Origin of the sequence: Chromohalobacter sp. 11-W, assembly GCF_029889905.1 — a bacterium.
Lineage (GTDB): Bacteria > Pseudomonadota > Gammaproteobacteria > Pseudomonadales > Halomonadaceae > Chromohalobacter.
In genome coordinates this window covers 34,637-61,155 of sequence record NZ_JARANZ010000011.1, presented here as the reverse complement: position 1 = coordinate 61,155, position 26,519 = coordinate 34,637, and the positions used below count along the sequence as shown (strand labels likewise).

Here is a 26,519-nt window from a genome sequence, read left to right as displayed (position 1 = left end):
CCTCGCGTGACCGCAACCGAGCGCTTGCGTCGCCATGGGAGCCATCATTGCGTGACGAATGTTTGCGAAATGTCACGAATGGTGCCCAAAATGCCGATAGGGGCTGTACAGAGCGCTTCTCTCGCTCATAATCCCTATGTTATTGCGCTTTGTGGCGTCGCCATAACAAATGTCGCGGCAAATGTTACGAGTGGACCCGCGAGGGGTTCCTCCTTCAAGGACATAACAAATGACGTCCCCGTTTCCTCATCGATCGCGTGCGGTCTCCGCGCTGCTCATTTTAATCGCCTTCGTGATGGCGTTGTGCATGCTCCCTGCAGCCCAGGCGGCGCCCAACCCGCGTTATGCCTCCATCGTCATCGATACCCAGAGCGGCGCCGTCCTGCATGCCGCTAACGCCGATGCGACGCGCTATCCGGCGTCGTTGACCAAAATGATGACGCTTTATTTGCTGTTCGAGGCGCTCGAGGACGACACGCTGAGCATGGATTCGCGCCTGCCGGTATCGCAGCATGCCGCCGCAAAACCGCCGTCCAAGATGGGTGTGAAGCCTGGCGAGACGGTGAAGGTGGAAGACGCGATCAACATTCTGGTGGTCAAATCCGCCAACGATGTGGCGGCGGTGGTGGCCGAAGGGCTGGCCGGTAGTGAGTCCACCTTTGCTGGACAGATGACCGACAAGGCGCGTGCTTTGGGCATGGCGCACACGACGTTTCGCAATGCCTCGGGGCTGCCCGATGACCGCCAAGTCACCACCGCGCGTGACATGGCGATTCTCGCGCTGCGCTTGATGCAGGACTTCCCGAGTTATTACCCGGTGTTTGCCAAGACCGAGTTCACATGGCACGGGAGGCGTTACACAGGACACAACCGACTGCTCGACAACTATGCCGGCACCGATGGCCTCAAGACGGGGTACATTCGTGCCTCGGGCTTCAATGTGGCGACCTCCGCAGTCCATGACGGGCGTCGCCTGCTGTCCGTGGTCATGGGCGGTTTTACCGCCCAGTCGCGCGATGCCCACATGAGTGAACTGCTCGATCGTGGCTTCGCCCGCGCCGAATCGGTCGCAGAGGGTGACTGGGTCGCGAAGGCAGACATTTACGGGGACCGCTTGCAGGCCACCCCAACGAGTGATCCTGCGCCCACGCCTGCCGATGACCCTATTCGTGACTTGATCGCCCAGGCGGCATACGAGCACGGTGATGCCAGGACAGCGGCCGATAATGCCGGCGCCTGGGCCGTGCAGGTGGGCGCGTTCAGCGACCGTACCCGGGCGCGTCGGCAGGCCGACCAGGCCGCCGAATTCCTGCCGGCCGATCTCGATGGGCGCGTGGCGGTATCATCGGTGCAAGGCGATGGGGGCATCTTCCGGGCACAGTTGGTGGATCTCGAGGAAACCCAGGCGCGCCGTGGGTGCCGGCAGCTGGCACGCGAAGGAGTGGACTGCGTCGTGGTCGCCATGGGCGCCGGACAATAAGGCGTCCCGGCGCGTCTCACGGTATCGCCACCTCCACGCTCAGGCAGATGGCATCGTGTAGCCAGTAATCCTCATCATACTCGAGGGCGCGACCCTCACGGTCATGCGTGACGCGCGACACGCAAAGCCCCGCAGAGCCGCTGTGCACGCCGAGCGTTTTGGCTTCGTCGCCGGTCAGCGCAGTGGGATAGAGCCGCAGCGATTTGCGCGCCAACACCAAGCCGTACTCTTCCCATAGGCGCTGCCACAGCGACGTCGAGAAATCGCCCTCGGCGAGACCTGGCAAAAGATCGTCGCGCAACCAGATACGCTCCAACAATACCGCCCGGCCATCGATGTAGCGACGCCGTTTCACATGCAAAACGGCTTGCCCGCAGATAATGCCGAGTGCTTGTGCCGCCCCTTCAGGGGCCGGTTGGCGCCGCACATCCAGTACCTCGGTATGCGGATGCCGCCCTTGCGCACTCACGTACTGGGAAAAACTTTGATCGTGATTCGGCGAATATTCCACGCGTCTGGGCGAGACGAACCAGCCGCGCCGGTTGCGGCGATGGAGTCGCCCCTCGCTTTCCAACTGGGTCAGCGCCTGGCGCAGCGTGACACGTGTCGTCGCGAAGCGCTCGGCCAGGCGGCGCTCGCCGGGCAAGCGGCTCGCGGGCGGCAATTCGCCCGTCTCGATCAACGTCACCAGGCGGTCGCGCAGCTGTAGATAGAATGGATTTTCGGGCATTTATGTTCCCTGGCCGGCGCAAACATAGGCCGATGATAAGCGTTGGCACGAAGCGTGCCCATGGTGCTTGATGGCGTGGAAGCAACATCGACATGCCGCGTCGCGTTGCCCTGCAGAAGTGTCGCGTCTAGCCTAGGGAGGCAAACCAATGAACGTCATTCACCAAACAAGGATGTGAGGGTGTTATGCAAGAAACCGATCTGGGCATGATGGACGCTGGGCAACTGACGGCACTGTTTCGGTCCGGCGAGGCCTCGCCGCTGGAAGCCACGCGTGCTGCGCTTGCGCGTATCGAGCGCTTCAACGACGCGGTCAACGCTTATGTGTACGTCGACCACGAAGGTGCCGAGCAGGCCGCCAAGGCCTCGGCGCGTCGCTGGGGGCAGGGCAACCCCTTGAGTCCTATCGACGGCGTGCCGGTGTCGATGAAGGACTTGACCGAAGTGGCCGGCATGCCGGCCCGCGACGGCTCATTGACCACGTCGGATGCGCCCTGCGAAAGCGACGCGCCGCCGGCGCGCATGCTGCGTGAAGCGGGCGCGATCTTTCTGGGCAAGACCAACACGCCGGAGTTCGGCTGGAAGGCCGTCACCGATAATCGCGTGTTTGGGGCCACCTACAATCCCTGGGATACACGCCTCACGCCGGGCGGTTCGTCGGGCGGCGCGGCCGCGGCCGCCGCGCTCAACATGGGCGTGTTGCACCAGGGCGGGGATTCGGGTGGCTCGATCCGCATTCCCGCCGCGTTTACCGGCGTGTTCGGCTTCAAGCCGACCTTCGGCTGGACGCCGCAATGGCCACCCGCCACCGAGCCCACGCTCTCGCATATCGGCCCGTTGACGCGCAACGTGCCCGACGCCGCGCGTATGCTCAATGTGATCGGGCGTTACGATTATCACGACCCCTACGCCACGCGCGGCCAGCCCGACGACTGGGGCGTGGACATGGACTGCGATCTGCGCGGCCTGCGCATCGCCTACTCGCCGGATCTCGGTTATGCCCAGGTCGATCCGCAGATCGCCGCCCGCGTGCGCGAGGCGGCCGAGAAGCTTCAGGCGTTAGGAGCCGAGGTCGAAGAGGTTCACCCCGGTTTCGAGTCGCCGATCGAGATCTTCCAGAAGATCTGGTTCACCGCCTCGCTGGAGGTCTGGTCGCGGTCCACCGAGCATGAGCGCACCCTGCTCGACCCAGGACTTGTGACCAATGCGCGCATCGCTGAACGCTGGAGCGCGCTGGACTTCTTCCGCGCTCTGGAATCCCGTGCGCGGCTGACGCAACGCCTCGAGCATTTCAACCAGAAATATCACCTGCTGATGACGCCGTCGGTGTCGGTGTCACCGTTCGAGGCCAATCACGAAGTCCCGCCGGGCAGCGGCATGCAGGATTGGGAAGAATGGGCGCCGTTCTCGTATCCCTTCAACCTCAGCCAGCAGCCCGCCGCCTCCGTGCCGTGCGGTCTCACCGATACGGGCATGCCGGTGGGTTTCCAGCTTGCGGGGGGCAAGTTCGACGATATCCGCGTACTGCGCGCCTGCAACGCCTTCATGCAAGCGTATCCACCGCGCTTCCCAACCGTGCCTGACCCCGCCCAGACAGGCTGACCGGGGCTCGGTAGGCCATTGTCCTCGTCCGTTCAGGCGGGCGAGGGTGTGTCGTGATTTTCGAGGAACTTGCGCACACGATCGGTCTTGGGGGTTGTGAAGAAGGTCTCCGGATCGGCACGTTCGATGATTAGGCCTTTTTCCAGGAAGACGACCTGATCGGACACCGCGCGAGCGAAGGCCATCTCATGCGTCACCATGACCATGGTGTATCCCTCGGCGGAGAGGTCCTTGATCACCGCCAGTACTTCGCCCACTAATTCTGGGTCGAGCGCCGAGGTGGGCTCGTCGAAGAGCATCACCTCCGGCTGCATGGCCAGCGCCCGGGCGATGGCCACACGTTGTTTCTGGCCGCCCGAGAGCGTGTTGGGATAGCTATCGTGCTTGTGCGACATGCCCACCTTCTCGAGCAGCGCCGTAGCGAGCTCCTCGGCTTCACGCTTGGACTTGCCCTGCACATGGATGGGTGCCTCGGTGACGTTGTGCAGTACGTTGAGATGCGGCCACAGGTTGAAGCCTTGAAATACCATACCGGTTTGCGCGCGGACCTTGGCCAGCTCACGCACTGGCATGGGGCGGCCGTCCTCATGGACCCCGATGCGTTGCCCGGCAATATGAATGCTGCCCCGGTCGGGTTTCTCCAGCCAATTGATACAACGCAATAACGTCGACTTGCCTGAGCCGGACGAGCCGATGATCGTGACCACCTCGCCGGTCTTTACCTCCAGTTCGACATCGCGCAACACCTCGACGTCATCGAAGCTTTTCGAAAGATGGCGGATCGAAACCGCCGCCCTCTCAGACATGTTTGCTTCAGACATTGTCGAACCCCCGTTTGGCGCTGAAACGCCCACATTGTTTGATGATGATCTCCATCGTCACGCTGATCGCCCAGTAGAAACCGATCACGACGATGAACGCCTCGGTGGGAATGAAATAGGTGCTCGATAAGCTGTTGGCGGCGGCGGTCAGCTCACTCACGGTAATGATGACGAGAAAGGCCGTGTCCTTGAGCGCATAGATCAGCTGGTTGCCCAGCAACGGGCGGGTTTGCATGATGATCTGCGGCAGCAGCAGGCGAAAGAACATTTTGCCCTTGGTGAAGCCGTGCGCCTTGGCGGCTTCGATCTGCCCCGGTGGAAAGGTTAAGCGGTTGCCCCGGAAGATTTCGGCGAAATAGGCGCCGTGATACACCGCCAGCGCTCCGACCCCCGACCACCAGGCATCGAGGCGAATACCGACGCTTGGTAAGCCGTAATACAGCAGATAAGCCAGGATCAAAAATGGCAGCATGCGCATGCTATCGATGAAAATGCGCAGAGGTATAGTCAGCCGCTTGCGGCTGCCTTCGAGTAAATAAAGTAGACCGCAGCCGATCACAAAGGCACCCACGATCGACAGGCCAAATATTTCCAGGGTGCTCAGAAAACCGCTCCAGAACTGCGCGCGCTCATCCCACAGGATGTCCCAGTTGCTCATGGTCGTCTCCTCACCGTTCTATTCTTACATTGCCAGTCGGTTGGCACGGCGTTCGGCGAGACGCTGTAGCCATACCAGGCAACCGATTATTGCCATGTAGAGCGCGCCGGCGACGAGAATGGGCGGCAGTGGCTCATAGGTCACGGCCGAAATACGGTTGGTCACGCGGGTCAGATCGACGATTCCGATCACCGCGATGGCTGGGCTGCCCTTGATCAGAAAGGACATCTCGTTGACCAGCCCTGGCAAGCTGGTAATCACCATCTGTGGCAGCATGATGCGGCGAAAGGTGATCCATGGGGTCATGCCCGTCGCCATGGCCGCTTCGCTTTGCTCGCGAGAAAAATTGCGAAATGCACTGCGCCAGATCTCGGCATTGAAAGCGGTGGTATTGAGCGTCAGCGCCAGGATGCCGGCGACGCTGCGGTTGAGATCGAGCCCCAGGTCAGGAGCGCTGAGAAAGATGAACAGTGCCAGGGTCACCAATGGCGTAGCGCGGGCTACGCTTATGTAGAGCACTAGCAGTTGATCGACGATGGGAATTCGCGCAAGGCGAATCAAAGCAATGACCAAGCCCGCCACGACGCCGATAGCAATCGATACAGCGGAGATCCAGACGGTGGTCAAGGCCCCTTCCAGCAACATGTGCCAGGCGCTGGCATTCATGGCAGAGTCCCCGAGCTAAGGAATAAGGGCGACGCCGTGGTCGGACCACGGCGTCGCAGTACACAGGGGCGCGACGAGCGCTCAGTCGTCGAGGCCGGCCAGTTCGTGGAATTGCTCGACGCTGGTCAGCGGCTTCTCGGGAAGATCCGGGAAGCTTTCCCCGAACCATTTTTTCTGCAGCTCGGCGAGGCGGCCATTTTCCTTGAGGTGTTCCAGGAAGCCGGTCATGTACTCCAGCAGTTCAGGGCTATCCTTGGGGATCGGCCAAGACACATAGCCCGCTCCGGAGACCGCCGGACCCTTGGCGAAGACGTCTGGCTTGGAGGCTACCAGCGTATTCACCGGCACCGCTGAATCGATGACGTAATCCAGACGCCCATTGGCCAGGTCAGCAAAGGCTTCGGGATAAGATTCGTACTGCACGACCTCGCCGAGTGTGCCGCCGTCATCCTCGAGCATCGCCTCCAGCTCCGGTAGGCGCGAGAGCAGTACGCTTCCGGCCTGGACGCCGACTTGCTTGTCGCTGAGATCATCGACATCGCTGATGCTGTCATCGTCGGCGCGCTTGATGGCGAAATGCTGGGCGGAGGCGTAGGGCGGGGTGTAGTTGAAAACGCGCAAGCGTTCATCGGAGACCGAGGCGCCGGTCAAGGCCATGTCGTACTGATCGTTGGAGACCGCTGCCAACAGGCCAGTCCACGGTAGGATTTCCTGACGAATCTCGAAATCAGCGTAATCGCGCAGCTCTTCGAGCATATCGGCGTTGAAGCCCTTGGCGTTGTCGCCTTCGATGAAGTTGAAGGGTGCGTAATTATCCTCGGTGGCCACTTCCATGTAGCCGCGCTCCTGGATTTCCGACAGGTCCGCCGCCAGAGCGGGTAGCGATAACGACATCAAGGTGCCGGCCAAGGTAGCGGCAAGCGTCTTGGAGAAACGGGCCTTGGGGACGCGGTGGTTGGGAATGGGACCTTTAGTGCGACCTGCGTTGCGAGTCGTGGGAAGCATCATAATCACCTTCGCTGTTGCTGTTGTTGTTGAGATCGTTGGCTGAGACCGAAGACGGCTCGCCATGCGGGGGCAATCTCGAACGTGGTGAGTCCACCCTAAAGAATTCGACGTTGGTCGCTATAGAGCCAGTTGGGTGGCGCCGATTGGCCAGATGTTTCGATGCCTAATCATGTGTCCCTCCAGGCAGTGCAGTGTCATGGCGCGCTCCTTGCATCTATTCCGGTGTGATGCCTCATCGGGAGAGAACGATGCTCGACCATTATTTCCATCTCGATTTCGATACCCAGCGCGGGTTGCAGGAACAGCTACGCGAGTCGCTGCTCGACGCTATCCACACCGGCACCATCCCGGCGGACGAGGCGTTGCCGTCATGCCGCCGTTTGTCCCTGCAATTGGGGATCTCGCGCAATACCGTGGCATTGGTGTACGAAGGCCTGGTCGAGGACGGCTACCTGGTCAGCCGGCCGCGTAGCGGTTACTACCTGCACGACGCTTATCATGACAGCGATACCCTGGCGCTGGTCCAAGCGGCGCGCCAGGCGACGGTGGATGCACCATCCTGGAGCAAGCGCTTCACGCATCGCCCCAGTCACTTGCAGGGCGTACTGCGTCCCAGCAACTGGATGCATTACGAGTTTCCCTTCGTCTATGGGCAACTGGATACGCGGCTGTTTCCCCTCGAACAATGGCGTGAAACCTCGCGACGCCTGCTGGGCGGGAACCGCGAGCGTCACTGGCTCAGCGACCGCTACGATCAGGATGACCCGATGCTGGTCGAACAGTTGCGTACACGGGTGCTGCCCAAGCGTGGCATTCATGCGCAGAGCGATGAGATCCTGGTGACATTGGGCTCACAAAACGCGTTGTTCTTGATCGCGCAGTTGCTGTTCGCTCGGCAAACGCGTGTCGCGGTCGAAAATCCCGGATATCGCGAGGCAGTCAATGTCTTCCTGCGCCAGGGTGCCCAACTTCACTACCAGCACGTGGACGGCGAAGGCATGCAGCTCGATGCCGAGACGCCACGCTGTGACTATCTCTACGTGACGCCCAGCCATCAGGGGCCGACCGGCGTTACCATGAGTCGCGCGCGTCGCGAGCAGTTGATTCAACAGATTCAGCGTTTCGACCAGATCGTGCTCGAGGACGACTACGACGCGGAAGTGAACTTCGACCGTCACGCGCAACCGGCCCTGAAAGCCAGCCGTGCTGGCGGGCGCGTGATCTACATGAGTAGTCTTTCCAAGCCTCTCTCGCCGGGGCTGCGGCTGGGCTACCTGGTTGCGGACGCCGAACTGGTCGACGAACTGCGCGCACTACGGCGGTTGATGTATCGTCATCCGCCCTCGGCGCTGCAACAGCAGATGGCGCAGTTCCTCGCCCAGGGCCATTACGACCGCTATTTGCGTCAGTTCGCCGACGAGATGCGCCAGCGCTGGGAAACGATGAACGAGGCCATCACGATGCATATTCCCAGCTGCCGGCGGGTCGGCGGCGACCATGCCAGCGTGTTCTGGTTGGAAGCCCCGCAAGACGTGGATACCCAGCGTCTGGCCTGGCAGGCCGCGCAAAACGGCGTGCTCATCGAGCCGGGGTTTCAGCACTTCTTCGAGCGCGTGCCGCCGCGCAACTTCATGCGCCTGGGGTTCGGTGCCATCGACGCCGAGCGCATCGAACCGGGGATCGAACGCCTGGCGAGAACGCTAGGGTAGCGGCGTACCCACGTCGACGCCGGGCATAAGGCCCGGCGCATGCGATTTCGCGTTTGCGATAGCGATGCCGTGAGCCCGACGGTCAAGCGGCGTGCTTGGCCGACATCTCGCCCAGGACCTTATCCAGAATCGCCAGCCCCTGTCGGGTTTCCGCCTCGCTGATGATGCACGGTGGCACCACATGAATGCGGTTCTCGGCCACGAACGGCAGCATGCCTTCGGCAAGCAGGGCGTGCTTGATCTCGCCCATCGCACTCGCGGATAGCGGCGTGCGACGCTCGCGGTCGCTGACCAGTTCCAGAGCATGAAAGACTCCCAGCCCGCGTGTCTCGCCGACGATGGCATGCTCGCGCGCCAAGCGTTCGAGGCCCTGGCCGAGCGTACCTTGGCCGATGCTGGCGGCGTTCTCCACCACACCTTCCTCATGCATGGCGTCCAGCGTCGCGACGATGGATGCCATCGCCAGCGGATGTCCGGAGTAGGTGAGCCCGCCGAAGAACATGTGTTCGTCGAAATGCCGGCTGATGGCCTCCGAAATCACCACGCCGCCGGCCGGCACGTACCCGGAATTGACCCCCTTAGCGAACGCGATCAAATCCGGCGAGACCCCGTAATGCTCGAAGGCGAACCAGCGTCCGGTGCGCCCGAATCCGGCCATCACCTCATCGAAGATCAGCAGGATGCCGAATTCATCGGCCAGCGCTCGCACACCCTTCAAGTAATCCGCCGGGGGCGTCAGCACGCCCGCCGTGCCGGGGATCGGCTCGAGCAGAATGGCAGCGATGGCGCCGGGGCCCTCGCATTCGATGACTCGGCGCAGATGCTGCAAGGCGCGCTGGCATTCTTCCTGCTCGTCGCGGGCCCAGAAGTCGCTGCGATACAGGTAGGGATTGAAAAAGTGCGCATGGCCGCGCGCGAACTCGTTGGGCACGCGACGCGGGTCGCCCGTGGCGACGATGGCCGAGCCGGTATTGCCGTGATAGGAGCGATACGCCGAGAGGATCTTGTCGCGTCCGGTGTAACTGCGCGCCATGCGGATGGCGTTCTCGTTGGCGTCTGCTCCCGCGTTGGTGAAAAACACCTTGGAAAAGCCTTGCGGCGCGCGCTCCACAATGCGCTTGGCGGCCTCGCCCCGCGCCAGATTGGCGTGCGCCGGCGCTACTGTGGTGAGTGTCTCGGCCTGCTCCTTGATCGCGGCGATGACCTTGGGGTGCTGATGGCCAATGTTGGTATTCACCAACTGGCTGCTGAAATCCAGATATTCCTTGCCCGCGTAATCCCAGAGACGACAGCCCGCGCCGCCGGCGATCACCAGCGGATCGAGCTGCCCTTGCTGGGACCAGGAGTGAAAGACGTACTGGCGGTCGAGCTGGCGAACGAGGTCGTTGGTCGTGGTCATGAGCAAGGTCCTATGCAGTCGGCGAGGAACGGTGTCGGTTATCGCACAAGCTTAGGCAGCGTTCCCCGCGCCTAGATAGAGCCAGAAACACGCCGACCTCGTGACAGTGGTATGCCCATTACGCTCCGTCTATCGTGTGATGATTTATTTCTATTGCATGAGTAGCAAAATACAAATTTTGACTATTAAAAGGATGCTTTAAAAAGGCTACGTCAATAACGCATGGTCGTTACGCAAAGGTGAGCAAGATAACTAAGGTGCCGGCCATAAGTTCCTTGGGTATCGCCAAGGCCAAGAGCAAGAAGGGGAAAGAAATATGAGCGGAAAATGTCCAGTAATGCACGGTGGTCATACTTCCACTGGCACCTCCAATAAAGACTGGTGGCCGGAAGGTATTAACCTGGATATCTTGCACCAGCATGATCGCAAGACTAACCCGATGGATCCTGACTTCGATTACCGTGAGGAAGTCAGAAAGCTCGATTTTGACGCGCTCAAGCAAGACGTTCACGCGCTGATGACCGACAGCCAAGCCTGGTGGCCGGCCGACTGGGGCCACTACGGTGGCCTGATGATCCGCATGGCATGGCACTCTGCGGGTACCTACCGTCTTGCCGATGGCCGTGGTGGCGGCGGTACCGGTAGCCAGCGTTTCGCCCCGCTCAACTCCTGGCCGGACAACGCCAGCCTCGATAAGGCGCGTCGTCTGCTGTGGCCGATCAAGAAAAAATACGGCAACAAGATCAGCTGGGCTGACCTGATGATTCTGGCCGGTACCGTCGCCTACGAATCCATGGGGCTACCGTCCTACGGGTTTTCTTTCGGCCGCAAAGATATCTGGGAGCCGGAAAAAGACATTTACTGGGGTGATGAGAAAGAGTGGTTGGCGCCTTCCGACGAGCGTTATGAAGATGTCGATAGCCCCGAGACCATGGAAAACCCGCTGGCAGCCGTCCAGATGGGGCTTATCTACGTTAACCCCGAAGGCGTTAACGGGCAGCCCGATCCGCTGAAAACCGCTCAGCAGGTACGTGAAACCTTCGCCCGCATGGCGATGAACGACGAAGAAACCGCCGCACTGACGGCCGGTGGTCATACCGTGGGTAAATGTCACGGTAATGGTGATGCGTCTGCGCTAGATGCCGAACCCGAAGCGTCCGATGTTGAGAATCAGGGCTTTGGCTGGGGCAACTCCAGCATGGGCGGCAAGGCGAGTAACGCCATCACATCGGGCATCGAAGGCGCCTGGACCACGAATCCCACTCAGTTCGACATGGGCTACTTCGATCTGCTCTTCGGCTACGAGTGGGAACTTAGGAAGAGCCCCGCCGGCGCTAACCAGTGGGAGCCGGTGAACATCAAGGAAGAAGACAAGCCGGTCGATGCCAGCGACCCCTCTATTCGCCACAACCCCATCATGACCGATGCGGATATGGCGATGAAGATGGACCCGACGTACCGGGCGCTCTGCGAAAAGTTCATGACCGACCCGGAATACTTCAAGCAAACCTTCGCCAAGGCATGGTTCAAACTGACCCACCGTGACCTGGGCCCGAAGTCGCGCTATATAGGCCCGGAAGTGCCCTCTGAAGACTTGATCTGGCAGGATCCGATCCCGGCTGGTAACACCGACTACAGTGAAGAAGTCGTTAAGCAGAAAATCGCGGAAAGCGGCCTGAGCATTAGCGAGATGGTCAGTACGGCATGGGACAGCGCTCGCACGTATCGCGGTTCCGACATGCGCGGCGGTGCTAACGGTGCTCGCATTCGCCTGGCGCCTCAGAAAGAGTGGCAAGGAAACGAGCCTGAGCGTCTCGCCAAGGTCCTCGACGTGTATGAGCGGATCTCCGCCGAAACCGGTGCCAGCATTGCCGATGTGATCGTGTTGGCGGGTAGCGTGGGTATCGAAAAAGCGGCGAAGGCGGCGGGCTATGATGTGCGCGTACCGTTCTTGAAAGGCCGTGGCGATGCCTCTGCCGAAATGACCGACGGCGAATCCTTTGAGCCGCTGGAGCCGCTGGCCGATGGCTTCCGCAACTGGCAGAAGAAAGATTACGTGGTCAAGCCGGAAGTAATGCTGCTCGACCGTGCCCAACTGATGGGATTGACCGGGCCGGAAATGACCGTGCTACTCGGCGGTATGCGGGTACTGGGCACCAACCATGGCGGTACCCAGCACGGTGTCTTCACCGACCGTGAAGGCCAGTTGACCCATGACTTCTTCGTCAACCTGACCGATATGGGCAACGCCTGGAAGCCAGCGGGTAACGGCCTTTACACGATTCGCGACCGGGAAACAGACACCGTCAAATGGACAGCGTCACGCGTTGACTTGGTCTTTGGTTCCAACTCGCTGCTGCGTTCTTACGCGGAGGTCTATGCCCAGGACGATAATGACGAGAAGTTCGTCAAAGACTTCGTCGCTGCCTGGACGAAAGTGATGAACGCCGATCGCTTCGATATCGCGTAACACCTCCTTCCTATAGCGTGCATTGCACGCCGGTATCGCGACACGGACGCTTCAAAACGAAGTGTTCGTGTCGCGATACCGTTAGCCCTCCGCTTGATGTACCCGATCCGATGCATGCCTTCCTGAGGTGTACCTTTCAGCACGCCTGTGTTTGCGGGTAGCGACGTACATGCACAAGGTTCGGCGTCATGCCGTCCGAGATTTACGGCGCTCAAAGCAAAGCTGACCTCGTGACAGTGGTATGTCTCATCAATGTGCCGGAACTGGCTCTACCGTGCCTTGGGCGGGCTGGCTAAGGTCTCCGCAACGTTCGCCTATCCACGGACTCAGGAGTCGTCGTGCCACCCACGTTTCCCATACTTGCCGCTGCGATGAGCCTAGCGCTGCTGGCGGGCATGGTGCGCGGTTACTGCGGTTTCGGCTTCGCCATGCTGATGGCGCTGGGGCTGATGCTGTTCATGGCGCCGATTCAGGCCGTGCCGTTAGCGCTGGTGCTGGATCTCGTCACGAGCCTGGGGTTGTGGCGTCGGGCTTTGCGGCATGCCGACTGGCCATGCCTGCGCTATCTGCTGCTGGGTATGGCGGCGATGACCTTGCTCGGGGTTTGGCTCCTGGCAAACGTGCCGGCCTCGCCGATGCGCATCGTCGTCGCGCTATTGGCACTGAGTGGCGCCGTGGCGCTGTTGTGCCAGCGTGAAGCTGCCCCGGCGGGGCCCAAGACGCATCACTGGGGCGTGACGCTCGGCGCGGGTGGCCTTTCGGGGCTGTGCATGACGCTGGCCTCTGCCGGCGGGCCGCCGCTAATGCTGTATCTGCTGTATCGCCGCATGCCGCCGCTGGTAATGCGTGCCACGGCCATCGTCTTCTTCGCCTCGAGCAGCAGTGCGTCCTTGCTTGGCCTGGGCCTGGTCGGCGCCTTAAATGCCAGCACTTGGCACTGGGCGGCATGGCTGATTTTGCCGGCGGTGCTGGGCAATGCCTTGGGTCAGTGGCGTTTCGAATGCGCGCCGCCGCGCTCGCTCAAGACGAGCGTCGCGCCGCTTTTGATCGCGCTCTCGCTGTGGGTGCTGAGCCGCGAAGCGCTTGCCTGACTCCCAACACGGTTCATTTTCATACCTGGAGGAAACCCGCATGACGAATTGTGTCTTCATCACCGGCGCCACTTCGGGCTTCGGCTGTGCTGCTGCGCATCGCTTCGCCGCCGCAGGCTGGTCGCTGGTGCTTACCGGGCGCCGACAGGAGCGTCTGGAAGCCTTGAAGGAGGAGCTTCAAAACCAGGTGCCGGTGCATATCATTGCGCTCGACGTGCGTGACAGCGATGCCGTCGACGCCGCCGTGGCCGCGCTGCCGGAAGGCTTCAGGCGCGTGCGCACGCTGCTCAACAATGCCGGCCTCGCGCTGGCACCGCAGCCGGCTCAAAAAGTCGACCGGCGCGACTGGCACACCATGATCGACACCAACGTCACGGGGTTGGTCAACATCACTCACGCGCTACTGCCGACACTGATCGACGTCGGCGCAGGCGCTACCATCGTCAATGTCGGCTCCATCGCCGGCCAATGGCCGTATCCCGGTAGCCACGTCTACGGTGCCTCCAAGGCCTTCGTCCAACAGTTCAGCTACAACCTTCGCTGCGACCTGCTCGGCACCGGCGTGCGCGTGACCGACCTCGCCCCGGGCATCGCCGAAACCGAATTCACCCTCGTGCGCACCGGCGGCGATCAAGCCGCCTCCGACGCCCTGTATAACGGCACTACCGCACTCACCGCCGAGGACATCGCCGAGCAGATGTTTTACATCGCCACGCTCCCCCCGCATATCAACTTCAATCGGCTGGAAGTCATGCCGACGCGCCAAGCCTGGTCCGCGTTCGCCGTCGATTACGACGAGTGAGGGAAAACGCGCCCCGCTGCGGCTGTGAGACCAGAGCCGGGTGACACGAGGGCAGGGCGGGATATGATCCGTCCCCCTGCATTAGTCGTCGGTGTTGGCTGGGCAGAGATAGCCTATCCACAAGCTGCCTATTGAGTTATCTCAGGTGCAGGCGGAGTTGCCCCAATGCTCGAGCAGCATGTCGATAAACAGCTGGGCTGTGCTGGAAATGCTGTGCGAGTTGCTTCTCACCAGGCCGATCGTGCGTTGAATGCGAGGCTTGGGAAGCTCACGTGCGCACAGCGAGTCATGGCCAGCGCCGGGCATGGTCATTCGAGGCAATATGGCGACTCCCAGCCCTGACTCGACCAGGCCCAGCGAAGTGGAAAGGTGCTGGACTTCGTAGAAGCTGTTCAATCGAATGCCTTCCGCCGAGAGGGTGTTGTCCAGCAGGATGCGATTACCGCTGTCCCGGCTCACCGTGATCAACCTGACCTGTTCAAGATCCGCCCATTCGATCCTTGGCTTATCAACAAGGGGGTGGTCCGAACGCAATGCCAGGACGAAAGGGTCTTTCAGCAGTGGGGTGAAAGAGACTTCCGGACTCTGGGCGCTGAACATGTTGATACCGAAGTCGGCCTCACCGCTGATGACCCTCTCTAGCCCTTCCTTGGCACTCACGTCGAGTATCCGGATGCGGATGCCGGGCCAGGCTTCGCTGAAACCACGAATAACACTGGGCAGGAAATAGAACGCCGCGGTAGGGATGCAGGCAATGGTGACCGTTCCCTTCTGATGCGTGGCCAGCTCTCGAATGCCCAGGATCGACGATTCGTATTCCTCGATCATGCGTCTCGCCCGGGGCAGGAAGTCCGTGCCGATGGGGGTCAGCCGCGTTCGCCGGGTGGTGCGTTCCAGCAATTCGACTTCCAGGAGTTCTTCGAGCTTCTGAATGCGGCGGGACAGCGCTGGCTGGGAGAGATGGAGGCGTTGTGCGGCTTCGTGAAAGGAACCCAGCTCTGCGACCAGAATGAAGGCTTGTAAATCGAGGAATTCCAGGCGATGTAACATGTCGTTTTTCTTGCATGGGGTGAAGTGTATTAATGACCATAGCACATTAATGTGCTTTTCGAATTGATCGCCGCTTCTATTTGCATTTGAGGCATGAAAAGTGCCCTGACATGCTCATATCACTACTTTTCGACGCGATATGGCATGACGATGATGAATAGCATTCCCTGCATGATCATGCGCGGTGGCACCTCCAGAGGCCCTTTCCTGCGCATGAAGGACCTTCCCGATAACCAGGCGGCGCAAGCCGAGATCCTGATAAACCTGATGGGGTCGGGCCATGCTCTCCAGGTCGATGGCATTGGAGGCGGCGATCCGCTGACCAGCAAGGTCGCCATTGTGGAGCGTTCATCGCATCCCGAGGCGGATGTCGACTACCTGTTCGCGCAGGTCGATGTGCTCAATCGGCGTGTCGACTTCAACCCGAACTGCGGCAACATGCTATCGGCCGTCGGTCCGTACGCCCTCGAAACGGGTCTGGTAGCGCTCCAGGAGGGAATGACGACCGTTCGGGTGCGCAATCTCAACACCCAGCGGTTGATCGAGTGTCATGTGCCGACACCGGGAGGCCAGGTCGCTTACGAGGGCGATACGACAATCAGCGGCGTCCCCGGATGTGCCGCCGGTATCCAGCTCAGCTTCCTGGATATCATCGGCACCAAGACGGGGGCGCTACTGCCGACCGGTAACGCCATCGACACGGTAGATGGCCTCCAGGTCACCTGCCTCGACGCTGCCACTCCCATCATGATGGTCAACGCGGCCGACCTGGGCCTTAGTGGCCGGGAGTCTCCCGCTGAACTGGACGCTCATCCTGCCATGCTCGAGCGGCTGGAATCGGTTCGTCGCGAGGCGGGGCTGCGAATGGGGCTGGGGGATGTCAGCCAGAGTGTCTTGCCCAAGCCGGTGCTAGTGTCGGCACCGTTCGACGACGACAGTACGTTGTGCACTCGCTATTTCGTGCCTCATCGCTGCCACAAGGCCATTGCCGTCACTGGCGCCATTGCGGTGGCCACGGCCGTCAGTGTGCCGGGCACCGTGGCCAATCGCATCGCGGTGGAGACGGGAAAGCTGGCGGCGGATGGTCAGCTATCACAGGTCAGCTTGGAACATCCTTCTGGGTTAATCGACCTGGATGTCGAGCACCGCAACGGAGATCCCGTCGACATTGCCCGCGTTTCCCTCATACGTACCGCCAGAAAGATCATGAGCGGGACCATTTTCTACTCACTTCCTTCGGCTCCCGGTCAGGATATGCTGACATCAAGAGCCAGCTAAGTCCTTGCATCCGCAGGGATGACCGTCATCAACCATGACAACTACAACACGCCAGGAGTAACGCCATGCCAATCAAAAAGACTGCAACTGCTTGCCTTCCGCTCGGGCGACTCAAGAAAGCATTACTGCTAGGGGGCGCGATTGCTGGACTGGGACTGACGACAGCCGTACAGGCCCAGGACGTCGAGGTGCCCGGTAACATCAAATGGACCATTCCCTTTGGTGTCGGCGGAGGGACAGACGTGTGGGCGCGCTTCTTTTCGCCCTGGCTCAGCGAGTCTCTGCCGGGAGAGCCGACCATCATGATCGACAACGTGCCTGGTGGTGGCTCGATCAACGGCGCCAATCTGTTCGCCGTGCGTGCCAAGTCGGATGGTAGTGACTGGCTGGGGACCTCGGCCTCGACCCAGTATCCGGCCATGCTCGGCGATCCCCGCGTGCGTTACGACTACAGCGACTGGACGCCCATCCTGGCCACGCCGACGGGTGGAGTGGTCTATGCCCAGCCCAGCCTTGGCGAGTCGGCCGAGACGGCGCTGGACGCCCTGCTGGAACAACCGGTCAAACTGGCAGCGCAGAATCCCACTGGCGTCGAGCTGCCTGTCCTGATCGCGCTGGACATGCTGGGGGCCGACGTGCAAGCCGTCTTCGGCATGCGCAGTCGGGGCGAGGGCCGCCTGGCGTTCGAGCGTGGTGAAGCCGACATCGACTTCCAGACGACCTCCGCTTATCTGAGCAATGTCGAGCCGCTGGTGGAGGCGGGCAAGGCAGTGCCGCTCTTTTCGCTTGGCGTACTCAACGACGAAGGAAAGATCGTGCGTGATCCGACTTTCCCGGATTTGCCCACTTTCAACGAGGTCTACCAGGCGCGGCATGGTAAGGCACCATCAGGCAAAGAATATGAGGCATTTCGCAAATTCTTTGCCTCCGGCTATGCCTTGCAGAAGCTGATCATGGTGCCGAAGGACACGCCGCAAGCCCTGATCGATTCCTATCGTCAGGCGGCACGAGATTTCGTGGACACCAAGGCGTTCAAGAAAGCCGCCGCCGCGCAATTGGGGCCTTACACACCGGTGATCGGCGACACCGTCCAGCGCCACCTTGAGGATGCCATGTCCATTAATGATGCCACGCGCGACTGGCTGGCCGACTGGCTAGAGTCGGAGCACGGCGCCAAGATCTGACGCGCAGCCGGATGTGCCGGTCTCACTGGGACCGGTCTTCCCGGCTTCAACCGGTCACACAAAATAAGAGCTATACGCCATGCTCGATATCTTTCTCTCAAGCCTGGGACAGCTCTTCACACTGTCCCATCTGCTCTTCATGGTGCTGGGTGTGCTGGTCGGCCTCGTTGTCGGCATTATCCCCGGCCTCGGGGGCATCGCCGGCATGTCGCTGCTGCTGCCTTTTCTCTACGGCATGGAACCGACCGCGGCCCTCGGCATGCTGATGGGCTTGGTCGCCGTGATTCCCACCGGGGATACCTTTGCCTCGGTACTGTTGGGGATTCCCGGCTCCAGTGCATCCCAGGCAACTGTCATCGATGGTTTCTCGCTGGCCAAGCGTGGCCAGGCGGCACGTGCGCTGTCCAGTGCCTTTCTGTCCTCGATGATCGGGGGCATCATCGGTGCCGTCATCTTGACCGGTTTTATCTTGATCGCCCGTCCGCTGGTGCTATCGTTCTCTTCCTCCGAGTTGTTCATGCTGACCCTGCTGGGCCTGTCGATGGTGGCCGTGCTCTCCGGGCGCGACCTCTTCAAAGGACTCGCCGCCTGTGGCCTGGGCCTGCTGGTGGGGGCCATCGGTATGGCGCCGGCAACCGGTGAGTTTCGCATGAACTTCGGGCTCGACTATCTCTACGATGGCGTGCCGTTGGTGGTGGTGGGGCTCGGGATCTTCGCTCTCCCGGAGATTGTCGATCTACTCGTTAAACGCGGTTCGATCGCCGAAGAGCCTTGTGAACTCGGCGAAGGCTGGCGGACAGGCATCCGCAATGTTCGTGAGCAACGAGGCCTCGTCGCGCGTTGCGCCGCTATCGGCAGCCTGATCGGCACGATTCCTGGCTTGGCCGGCTCCGTGGTCGATTGGCTCACCTATGGCCATGCGGTGCAGAGCGCCAAGGACAAGTCCGAATTCGGCAAGGGGGATATTCGCGGGGTGATCGCCCCCGAATCCGCCAACAATGCCTGCGCTTGCGGGGCCATGGTGCCGACCCTGCTGTTCGGCGTACCGGGCTCGGGGACAGCCGCGGTGTTCCTCGGCGGGCTGTTATTGCTCGGCCTGCAGCCGGGTGTCGGCATGATTGAAACGCATCTCGACCTGACCTACACCATCATTTGGTCGCTGGCCCTGGCCAATATCCTGGGGGCCGCGCTCTGCCTGGTGCTGGCACGCCCCGTCGCCAGCCTGACCCGAGTCCCTTTCGCCACACTGGCACCTCTGATCACGGTGCTGATCATGTTCGCCGCTTTCCAGGCCACGCGTTCCATGGGTGACCTTCTCGCTCTGGGAGCGGTGGGCATCCTGGGCGTTCTGTTCAAGCAGGCGAACTGGTCGCGCCCTGCCTTTCTTATCGGCTTCGTATTGGCGCCGGGAGCGGAGGGTTACTTCTATCAGGCGGTGCAGTTTCAGGGGACGAATGCCTTCATGCGCCCTGGTGTGTTGATCATCGGTGCCTTGATCCTGGCGGCTCTCTTCATTCCCTTGCTGCGTTCGCTGTGGATCAAGCGGCGCCAGGTCTCCTCGCTTGGAGCTGCCTCTACGGACCGCACCGAGCCTCCTTCCCTGGGCGTCATCGACGTGATGCTCTTCGCCGCCTTGCTGGGGACGGCAATCGTTGCCTGGCTCGATGTGGCCGACCTGACCTTGATAGGCGGCATCATGCCCCGGCTGGCCATCGCGATCCTCACCGTTTCCTGCCTCATGGAGATCGCGCGTTGCCTGATGCACCGTCCTCAATGGCAGCCTCAAGCTATCGGCCTGCAAGGGCTCTGGCTGGCAGGCTTCTTCGCTCTGGTCGGTGCCATACAGCTACTGGGATTCATCACGGCGGCGACGCTGTTCTGCCTCGTTTTCCTCTTGGCCATCGCGCGTCTCAAGCCTTGGGTAGCGGTTGTCATGGCGCTAGGAGTGACAGTCTTTCTGGCAGGCATGGCCGAGTTCCTGACTCTGACCTATCCGAGCGGACTGGTCGATCCCTGGCTATTCGGCTGAAGCAGCGCTGTCATACACTTTCCGCGGGTCAACGGTCTGACCCGCGTGCACTTCACCACCGAACTCTGCAAGGGCGCCCCACGACGCAGCCGCCCTAAATCACAAGCGCCTGGCCTTGCTCCTGGAAAAGACACCGTAACGGAAGCGCATTTATTCCTCTTCCATCCCCTCGCGGCACATCACTACCCGGTTCCTGCCGTTGCGCTTGCCAACGTATAGTGTCTGATCCGCTCGCGTGATCAAGGACTCGAGGTCGGCCTCTTCAGTGTGTGCTAAAGCGATACCGATGGTGACGCTCAGGCACAACTCGCTCATTTCTTCTTTTAACGGCAGTTCGGCGACTTGTTTCTTCAAGCGCTCCGCCACGATTTGAGCGTCCTCGGGGCTGGTGTCCGGCAGGGCCACCACGAACTCTTCACCGCCGAAGCGCCCTATCACATCAGTGGGGCGGAGCGATTGCGCACAAACCGCCGCGATCTTGGTCAGCACCCAATCCCCATGAGTGTGGCCCCAGGTATCGTTGATGCTCTTGAAATGATCCACATCGATCATGAAAAGGCTGAACGGCATCTTTTCCAATCGCGAGCGCTGTAATAGCGCCTCGGCCCGCTTCATGAAATGACCGCGACTATCGAGTCCTGTCAGGGCATCCCGCTCGGCAACCATGCGCAACTGTGCTTCCAGTGACTTTCGATGCGCTATTTCCTTGAGTAGATGGCGATTTTGGTCACGCTCTTCGTGCAGCAGTGCAAATTGCTTGCGCTGCAAGGTCTCCAAACGCAGCAAGGCACAGAAGCCCACTACATTAGTCATAATCAATAGCAGCGCCAGGCGAAGCGTCACCACTGGTGCAATCTCCGCAAACAGCACTGCAGAGACTAGGAAGCCAATGCTCAAATAGAGGCTCGCAAACATCGCCACCGTCAGCAGATTGGGAATCAGAAGGTAGAAAGCCATGGTGGCGACCACCACCGCCGTTATCTGAGTGAAGAGGCTTTCGGGGCGCAAGGGAACGATTAAAATGATCCCCGTCGCAATTATCCAGAGCGGCAGAGCGTGCAGCCAGGCTCTACGGGAGTAGCTGCCCCAGCGTCCGATGATGAATGCCAGGAGAAGGCAGAGGCTCACCACCACGATGCGCATGGTGATGAGTAAATAATACTCCTTGGATACGCCGAGAAGATGGTAGTCAGTAATAGCAAACATTCCGAAGACCAGGGATACCAAGATCAACGAAAGGCAGGACTCAAACCGCACGCTCGTTTTGATGGACTTGCGGTACATCGATTCCCTGCTATATTCGCTAAACTGCCCAGTCAGCCAATGCACACGATGTTGCGTTTGTAATGATGACACAGCCCCATTGCCCCATGATTTGACCAGCGGTTTGCCGCTTTTCGACTATCCGAAAACAGTTCGATAGCCGCCTACCAGGCTGCGATTGCGATAACGCCTCATGGTTCGTCAGTACGGAGCAAGCCCAGTCCTTCTCTTCCGCAGCGGGCTCCAGAGGAGCCTCTTGCTAGATGACGATCCCCTATCGCCATTCATACGGCGTATCGTGTCGAATCGTCATTGTAACCTACTGTAAAAAACAGGCCGTTGCCATACACAGAAAGATTCACGCAATTTCTTTATATAAGATCAGCCCGCTGGGCAATCTGAGGTCATCTTCAGAGCGGCTGCGGGGTCCCAGGAGTCGATTGCACTGGCCGGGCTGGGAGGCCTTCAAAGTGGCATAGAAGACCGTCTTGCACATTAAGTTTTGAAAGCACTGTAGGATGCATATCGGATGGACACTGATGTCGCAGCCAAAATCAATAACGTGGGGAGGCAAGCGGCATCAGGAACCGCCTGATACCTATATGGTGTGACAGCGTGGACTTTGCCATAGGTAATCGGCATAGTATTTCATTGCTGCTGAGGAGAGCATCGGATGCCTTTGGAAACCTACTTGGTCTATCTTTCTGCTGTGGCGGTCTTCTTTGCCACCCCTACTGATACCAGCCAATTGCTAATCATCTCGAATAGCATCCGACACGGTTTGCGGCGTAGCGTATTCACGGCCTGTGGGGACCTGACCGCCAATTGCCTGCAGATGATCGCCGCAGCTTTCGGTCTCGCAGCGATCATTGCGACATCTGCAACCGCGTTTCTCTGGATAAAATGGTTCGGGGTGGCCTATCTCATCTGGATCGGGCTTCAACTCATCCTGTCGAAGGAAGAGGGACGAAAGGTCGCTGTCAGTGACACAGGCTCTTCGCTTCGCCTCTTCCGGCAGGGTTTCATAACGTCCATGGCCAACCCATTTGCTGTCGTGTTCTTCGGTGCCCTCTTTCCTCAGTTCATTGACCCAGGCAGCCCGGTCCTACCGCAACTTCTCATTCTTGGCCTGACCTATATCGTGGTTGATGGAGTAATCCTCCTGCTATGGGGCTGGTTGGGCATTCGAGCGGCAGCCGCGCTTCAACGTTACTCGTTCGGTCTCGTAAGCAAGATCTGTGGTGGGCTGATGATCCTCGCGGCAACCCTCTTGGCTACCAAGGATCTTCAACCGCGGAGGTGATGGCGGCACACCACGATCGATACCAACGTTACGGGGCTGGTCAATGTAACCGATGGGCTGCTGTCTACGCTGATCGGGGTCGGCTCCATCGTCGTCCAATGATCGTACTCAGGCAGCTATGCTTGCGGCGCCTTCACGGCCTTCGTCAAACAGTTCAGTTATAGCCTGCGCTGTCGCTTGCGGTACCGGCGTGCGTGTGTCGCTACGCTTCCTCCGCACATCAACTTCAACTGACTGGAAGTCATGCCTACGCGCCAGGCCTGGTCCGCGTGTGCCATCGATTACGACGAGTGAGGGGAGAAAAGGTGCCACGCCCCAACCGTGAGGCCGGGGATCGGCTGGGAGCGGGAATACAGAGGGTACTGTTTAAAGGTCGGAGGAAGTCCACATCCTTGTGGCAGGCTAGGTGCGGTTATTCTTTTATTAGTCTCCTTTCTTGTGCTTGTGAGGCTTAAGTGAGGGAGTGTTCCCGGGAGTCTTTTTATTATCCCGTTGACGCTTATCTGGCTTGCCAGTTGATTCGGCAGTTCTTTTTGGGCCTGGTTTGATTCCCATAGATTTCTCCTTTATTGGCACTATTGAGTGGTCAGCGAAAGGACGATCGTGTTCTAACGTCGTGACGGCTTTATAAGATGGATGGATACGCTCACGGCCTTTCTGACATTTCTACTCCATATCATTTCCAGTTAGTAACCTTCCCACACCTAACGCTACATTAACTGTAGCAAAGCCGCATAAAAAATCACGCCGCTGGGATGAGCAGCGGCGTGGCGGTGCTCATCTTAAAAACCGGCAATTAACGGAAGAGGCTGTCGACCAGGTCGGCGCCGAGGCCGACTTTGGCGTAGTGGTCGCGGCAAAGGGCGATGTAATCGTGCACGTCGAAGTGGCCGCAGGAGTCTCCGTTTTCATCCAGCCAGATCAGTGGGCCGGTGACGATGAAAAATACGCGCATGGGGTCGGGGTGGTCGTAGGCGACGAGGGTGTGGCCTTCGCCGGGCGTTTCGTAGATGAAGTCGCCGGCGGTGGCGACCCAGTCGTGCTCTAGGTAGCCCCATTTGCCGGAGATGGTGTAAGCGAAGACTTCATGCGGGTGGTAGTGGCGGTTGACCAGTCCGGCGCCCTTGGCCATGAGGACGTCGCACCAGCGGTTTTGCGAGGGTGAGATCCATAGCGGCCGGGACGAGACGGTCTCGGAAAACGGCACGTAGTAGCGTTCGTCTTCGGTGGGCGCGTTGGCGATGTGAACCTCGGGCCTGGCATCGGGCTTGAAGCTTTCGGTGATGGGGGCGAGGTCCTTCCAGAATTCGGTGGCGGCGTGGGTGGGCATGTCAGGCTCCTGTGCGTTGTTGGCTGTCATGCACAGTGATGCCCGGTTCTAGGCGGGAGATAAAGTAGGCTTTCGCATGAGGGAGTGATCGTGGTGGCTTGCCCTCGACGGCGCTACTCTGAAGGGGCTTGTCTGCCCACTCACCCTTCGCGTTCGAGGTGCTTCCCTATGGCTGATCGTATTCTTGTTTTCTACGGTTCCTACCGGTCCGACCGCGCCGGCATTCGGCTCGCCGACTATATCGTCAAGACGTTGAAGAATCGCGGCGCCGATGCCGAACTGATCGATGCCAAGGCCGTCGGTCTGCCGATGCTGGATCGCATGTACAAGGAGTATCCCGAGGGCGAGGCGCCGGCACCGATGGAGGCACTGGCGGTCAAGATTCGCGAGGCCGATGGTTTCATCTTCGTCACAGGCGAATACAACTGGGGCATGCAGCCGGGGCTGAAGAACCTGACCGATCACTTTCTGGAAGAGTGGTTCTGGCGTCCGGCCGGTATCGTTAGCTATTCGGCCGGCCGCCTCGGCGGTGCTCACGCCAATCTGGCCTGGCACGGCACTCTAGCTGAGATGGGTATGGTGGTCATTTCCAGCACGGTCGCGGTTGGCCAGATTGCCAATACGCTGGATTAGAACGGCATGTCCGTCGGGGACGCCGGGAAATCCTTCGAACGTGCGTTTGGCCGGTTTGCGGATGATCTGACATGGTGGATCGAAGCGAGTAAACGCCAGCGTGAGCACCGAGCCCCACCATTCTAGGCCATCCTACCAATGCGACGTCAGCCGGCTTTCCAGTAAGGTGCTTCCCTGCCGAGAGTTGGCCTTACCCCAGCAATTGTGGGTTGAGCAGCCAGATGGTGTAGATCAGTGCCGTGGCCAGTCGGCGCCGAGGCCGTGAACGTGAATGGCCCATGACAATTCGCGTTGGCGGATATCAGGATTCGATGGGCTGCGGTTCGGGCATGTTTGTGGCCTGGTGCACGGTGTCGACGAAGCGGGCCAGGGCGGGCGTCCAGGTGGCGGGTTCTGGCGCGGCGAAGTAGGTGTCGATTTCCGCCAGGGACGTCGGCAAGGCCAGGTAGTGGATACCAAAGCGGTGCTGATGGGCCTCGACCGTGCTTAAAGGGAGCACGGTATAGCCCATTCCGGCGGCGACACAGCCGAGCATGGCATCCAGGCTTCCGAACTCGAAGATGCGTGCTGCGTTGACGCCATGGGAGGCCAGGAGCAGCTCGATGCGCTGGCGATAGCTACAGCCTTGGCGAAACGCGAGGAAGGCGGTAGCCATCAGCTCCTCCGAGGTGGGCATCGCGGCCATGGGTTGGGGGCCGACCAGCACGAGGCGTTCACTGAAGGCCTTGAGCAGATGATAACGGCGATGTTCGAGACCTCCCGCGATGAATACGCCGTCGACGTGGCCTGCCATCAACATCTCGATGAGTTCCGCGGTGGAGCCCGTGTGTAGCGTGATATCGACCTCGGGGTGGACGGCATGGTACGCCGTGAGGATCGGTGGGAGCCGTAACGCGGTCGTGGTTTCCATGGCGCCGATCCGCAGTTGGCCATGCGTCTTATCGCTGCCCTTGAAGTGCGATAGCGCGTCATCATGCGCAGACAGCATGCGCTCGGCATACGCTATAAGCGTTCGCCCGGCAGAGGTCAGGCGCGTCTGGCCTGTTCGATGGACGAGCTGGGCGTCGAGTTCTTCCTCGAGCCTCTTGAGATGGGCTGTCACGTTGGATTGCACCGTATGCATCTTCTCGGCGGCGGCCACGAAACTGCCGGTTTCGGCCACGGCCATGAACAGGCGTAACGATTTGAGTTGCATGCCGTGTCTCCCCGCCAGAAAAGAAGCTATCTCTAAACACGATAACAAGTATCAGGATAAATCGCTTTCAGGGAAGTGGACGTTGTGCGTACGCTGTTCTTGCGGCAAAGCAAAGACACGACGCCTCTAGACGCACGTACCGACTGCTCATGGTCGTGTTGCGGGTGAGCGGCCGTGCTCGTCGGGGTCTGGTACTGATCCCTCCTCAGCCGTGGCATGCAGGGGCGCCACGGCCATGGAACCATCCAACATGGGAGACTGTGATGAACGACATCGACTTAGCCAATCGGGCAGCGGGCATTCTTGAAAACAACCTTTATTCCAATATAGCGACGTCGAAAAACGATGTGCCATGGAATACACCCGTCACCGCATTGCCGGATATGAATTTAAACTTTTACTGGTCGTCTTGGGTTCAGGCGGAACATTCCAAGAATATCATTTTTAATAGCTCGGTCTTCATGACCTTCTATGATTCGACGCGCGCGCGAGGGACCAACAATCTCATGTGTCTCTACCTGAAGTGCACGGCGAGAGAGGTGTCGGATGTCAGTGAGGCAGAAAAGGCATTTGCACTGTTATATCCCGATGATCATGTTGATCTAGAAAACTTTCTGGGTGATGGAATAAAGCGGTTCTTCTGCGCTGAGCCTCAGCAAGCCTGGCTGAACTGCCTGTCTGAAAAAGAGCTTGAGCCGACGACGCTAAAAATGAGAACAGAGGTCTCTATTGAAGGCATCAAAAACGCCATGGCCTAAAAGTGAGCCATGGCTCGCCTCGTGATATGTAATGGCCAATCCGACCGCTACAGGATTGGCC

22 protein-coding genes are annotated in these 26,519 nt (G+C 59.9%); 12 read left to right on the top strand and 10 right to left on the bottom strand.

Features of this window, described 5'->3' with window-relative positions; translation table 11 throughout:
- Positions 1-229 precede the first annotated feature (229 nt).
- A complete protein-coding gene (locus tag OP494_RS14640) occupies positions 230-1,480 on the top strand; it encodes a D-alanyl-D-alanine carboxypeptidase (protein ID WP_280541893.1) in 1,251 nt (416 codons plus the stop codon).
- Positions 1,481-1,496: 16 nt separating this feature from the next.
- On the opposite strand, the gene OP494_RS14635 is transcribed toward OP494_RS14640, so the two are convergent.
- Positions 1,497-2,210: a UTRA domain-containing protein gene (locus OP494_RS14635; protein WP_280541892.1), complete on the bottom strand. Its 714-nt coding sequence runs from the start codon at positions 2,208-2,210 to the stop codon at positions 1,497-1,499.
- Between the two features lie 185 nt (positions 2,211-2,395).
- Here OP494_RS14635 and OP494_RS14630 point away from each other — a divergent pair, with 185 nt between their 5' ends.
- A complete protein-coding gene (locus tag OP494_RS14630; protein WP_280541889.1) occupies positions 2,396-3,811 on the top strand; it encodes an amidase in 1,416 nt (471 codons plus the stop codon).
- Between the two features lie 32 nt (positions 3,812-3,843).
- Here OP494_RS14630 and OP494_RS14625 read toward each other — a convergent pair whose 3' ends face one another.
- From OP494_RS14625 to OP494_RS14610, 4 genes are all read right to left on the bottom strand, one after another.
- Positions 3,844-4,617 (bottom strand): amino acid ABC transporter ATP-binding protein, encoded by a 774-nt coding sequence (locus OP494_RS14625; protein WP_280541887.1) that lies wholly within the window; start codon positions 4,615-4,617, stop codon positions 3,844-3,846.
- A gap of 7 nt (positions 4,618-4,624) precedes the next feature.
- A complete protein-coding gene (locus OP494_RS14620) occupies positions 4,625-5,290 on the bottom strand; it encodes an amino acid ABC transporter permease (RefSeq protein ID WP_280541886.1) in 666 nt (221 codons plus the stop codon).
- Positions 5,291-5,314: 24 nt separating this feature from the next.
- Entirely contained in the window at positions 5,315-5,956 is a 642-nt protein-coding gene (locus OP494_RS14615; protein WP_280541884.1) for an amino acid ABC transporter permease, read from the bottom strand.
- An 81-nt stretch (positions 5,957-6,037) separates the two neighbouring features.
- Positions 6,038-6,961 (bottom strand): transporter substrate-binding domain-containing protein, encoded by a 924-nt coding sequence (locus tag OP494_RS14610; RefSeq protein WP_280541883.1) that lies wholly within the window; start codon positions 6,959-6,961, stop codon positions 6,038-6,040.
- 251 nt (positions 6,962-7,212) lie between these two features.
- Between OP494_RS14610 and OP494_RS14605 the strand changes: the two genes are divergently transcribed.
- Complete coding sequence (locus tag OP494_RS14605) at positions 7,213-8,673, top strand: PLP-dependent aminotransferase family protein (RefSeq protein ID WP_280541881.1); 1,461 nt, start codon at positions 7,213-7,215, stop codon at positions 8,671-8,673.
- An 82-nt stretch (positions 8,674-8,755) separates the two neighbouring features.
- On the opposite strand, the gene OP494_RS14600 is transcribed toward OP494_RS14605, so the two are convergent.
- The gene (locus tag OP494_RS14600; protein WP_280541880.1) at positions 8,756-10,072 is read right to left on the bottom strand and encodes an aspartate aminotransferase family protein; all 1,317 of its coding nucleotides are present in this window, start codon (positions 10,070-10,072) and stop codon (positions 8,756-8,758) included.
- Between the two features lie 316 nt (positions 10,073-10,388).
- Between OP494_RS14600 and katG the strand changes: the two genes are divergently transcribed.
- The 3 genes from katG to OP494_RS14585 all read left to right on the top strand — a co-directional run bounded on the left by katG (position 10,389) and on the right by OP494_RS14585 (position 14,435).
- Positions 10,389-12,542 carry a catalase/peroxidase HPI gene (gene katG / locus OP494_RS14595; RefSeq protein ID WP_280541877.1) on the top strand — a complete coding sequence of 718 codons (2,154 nt, stop codon included), beginning with the start codon at positions 10,389-10,391 and terminating at the stop codon, positions 12,540-12,542.
- 338 nt (positions 12,543-12,880) lie between these two features.
- Positions 12,881-13,633 (top strand): sulfite exporter TauE/SafE family protein, encoded by a 753-nt coding sequence (locus OP494_RS14590; protein ID WP_280541874.1) that lies wholly within the window; start codon positions 12,881-12,883, stop codon positions 13,631-13,633.
- Between the two features lie 40 nt (positions 13,634-13,673).
- Complete coding sequence (locus OP494_RS14585) at positions 13,674-14,435, top strand: SDR family NAD(P)-dependent oxidoreductase (RefSeq protein ID WP_280541852.1); 762 nt, start codon at positions 13,674-13,676, stop codon at positions 14,433-14,435.
- A 141-nt stretch (positions 14,436-14,576) separates the two neighbouring features.
- On the opposite strand, the gene OP494_RS14580 is transcribed toward OP494_RS14585, so the two are convergent.
- Positions 14,577-15,485 (bottom strand): LysR family transcriptional regulator, encoded by a 909-nt coding sequence (locus tag OP494_RS14580; protein WP_280541850.1) that lies wholly within the window; start codon positions 15,483-15,485, stop codon positions 14,577-14,579.
- A gap of 144 nt (positions 15,486-15,629) precedes the next feature.
- Here OP494_RS14580 and OP494_RS14575 point away from each other — a divergent pair, with 144 nt between their 5' ends.
- The 3 genes from OP494_RS14575 (at position 15,630) to OP494_RS14565 (ending at position 19,976) form a co-directional block, all read left to right on the top strand.
- Positions 15,630-16,763 (top strand): 4-oxalomesaconate tautomerase, encoded by a 1,134-nt coding sequence (locus OP494_RS14575; RefSeq protein WP_280541848.1) that lies wholly within the window; start codon positions 15,630-15,632, stop codon positions 16,761-16,763.
- A gap of 65 nt (positions 16,764-16,828) precedes the next feature.
- Positions 16,829-17,947: a tricarboxylate transporter gene (locus OP494_RS14570; RefSeq protein WP_280541846.1), complete on the top strand. Its 1,119-nt coding sequence runs from the start codon at positions 16,829-16,831 to the stop codon at positions 17,945-17,947.
- Between the two features lie 79 nt (positions 17,948-18,026).
- Positions 18,027-19,976 carry a tripartite tricarboxylate transporter permease gene (locus OP494_RS14565; RefSeq protein ID WP_280541844.1) on the top strand — a complete coding sequence of 650 codons (1,950 nt, stop codon included), beginning with the start codon at positions 18,027-18,029 and terminating at the stop codon, positions 19,974-19,976.
- 150 nt (positions 19,977-20,126) lie between these two features.
- On the opposite strand, the gene OP494_RS14560 is transcribed toward OP494_RS14565, so the two are convergent.
- Positions 20,127-21,260, bottom strand: coding sequence for a diguanylate cyclase (locus tag OP494_RS14560; RefSeq protein WP_280541842.1), 1,134 nt, complete (start codon positions 21,258-21,260; stop codon positions 20,127-20,129).
- Between the two features lie 652 nt (positions 21,261-21,912).
- Here OP494_RS14560 and OP494_RS14555 point away from each other — a divergent pair.
- A complete protein-coding gene (locus OP494_RS14555; protein WP_280541841.1) occupies positions 21,913-22,542 on the top strand; it encodes a LysE family translocator in 630 nt (209 codons plus the stop codon).
- A gap of 796 nt (positions 22,543-23,338) precedes the next feature.
- Here the strand turns inward: OP494_RS14555 and OP494_RS14550 are convergent.
- A complete protein-coding gene (locus tag OP494_RS14550) occupies positions 23,339-23,872 on the bottom strand; it encodes a 2,4'-dihydroxyacetophenone dioxygenase family protein (protein ID WP_280541839.1) in 534 nt (177 codons plus the stop codon).
- Between the two features lie 168 nt (positions 23,873-24,040).
- Here OP494_RS14550 and OP494_RS14545 point away from each other — a divergent pair, with 168 nt between their 5' ends.
- Positions 24,041-24,505 (top strand): NAD(P)H-dependent oxidoreductase, encoded by a 465-nt coding sequence (locus tag OP494_RS14545; protein WP_280541838.1) that lies wholly within the window; start codon positions 24,041-24,043, stop codon positions 24,503-24,505.
- Positions 24,506-24,806: 301 nt separating this feature from the next.
- Here the strand turns inward: OP494_RS14545 and OP494_RS14540 are convergent, their stop codons facing one another.
- Positions 24,807-25,700 (bottom strand): LysR family transcriptional regulator, encoded by an 894-nt coding sequence (locus tag OP494_RS14540; protein WP_280541836.1) that lies wholly within the window; start codon positions 25,698-25,700, stop codon positions 24,807-24,809.
- A 263-nt stretch (positions 25,701-25,963) separates the two neighbouring features.
- Here OP494_RS14540 and OP494_RS14535 point away from each other — a divergent pair, with 263 nt between their 5' ends.
- Complete coding sequence (locus tag OP494_RS14535) at positions 25,964-26,458, top strand: hypothetical protein (protein ID WP_280541834.1); 495 nt, start codon at positions 25,964-25,966, stop codon at positions 26,456-26,458.
- The last annotated feature ends 61 nt before the right edge of the window (positions 26,459-26,519 follow it).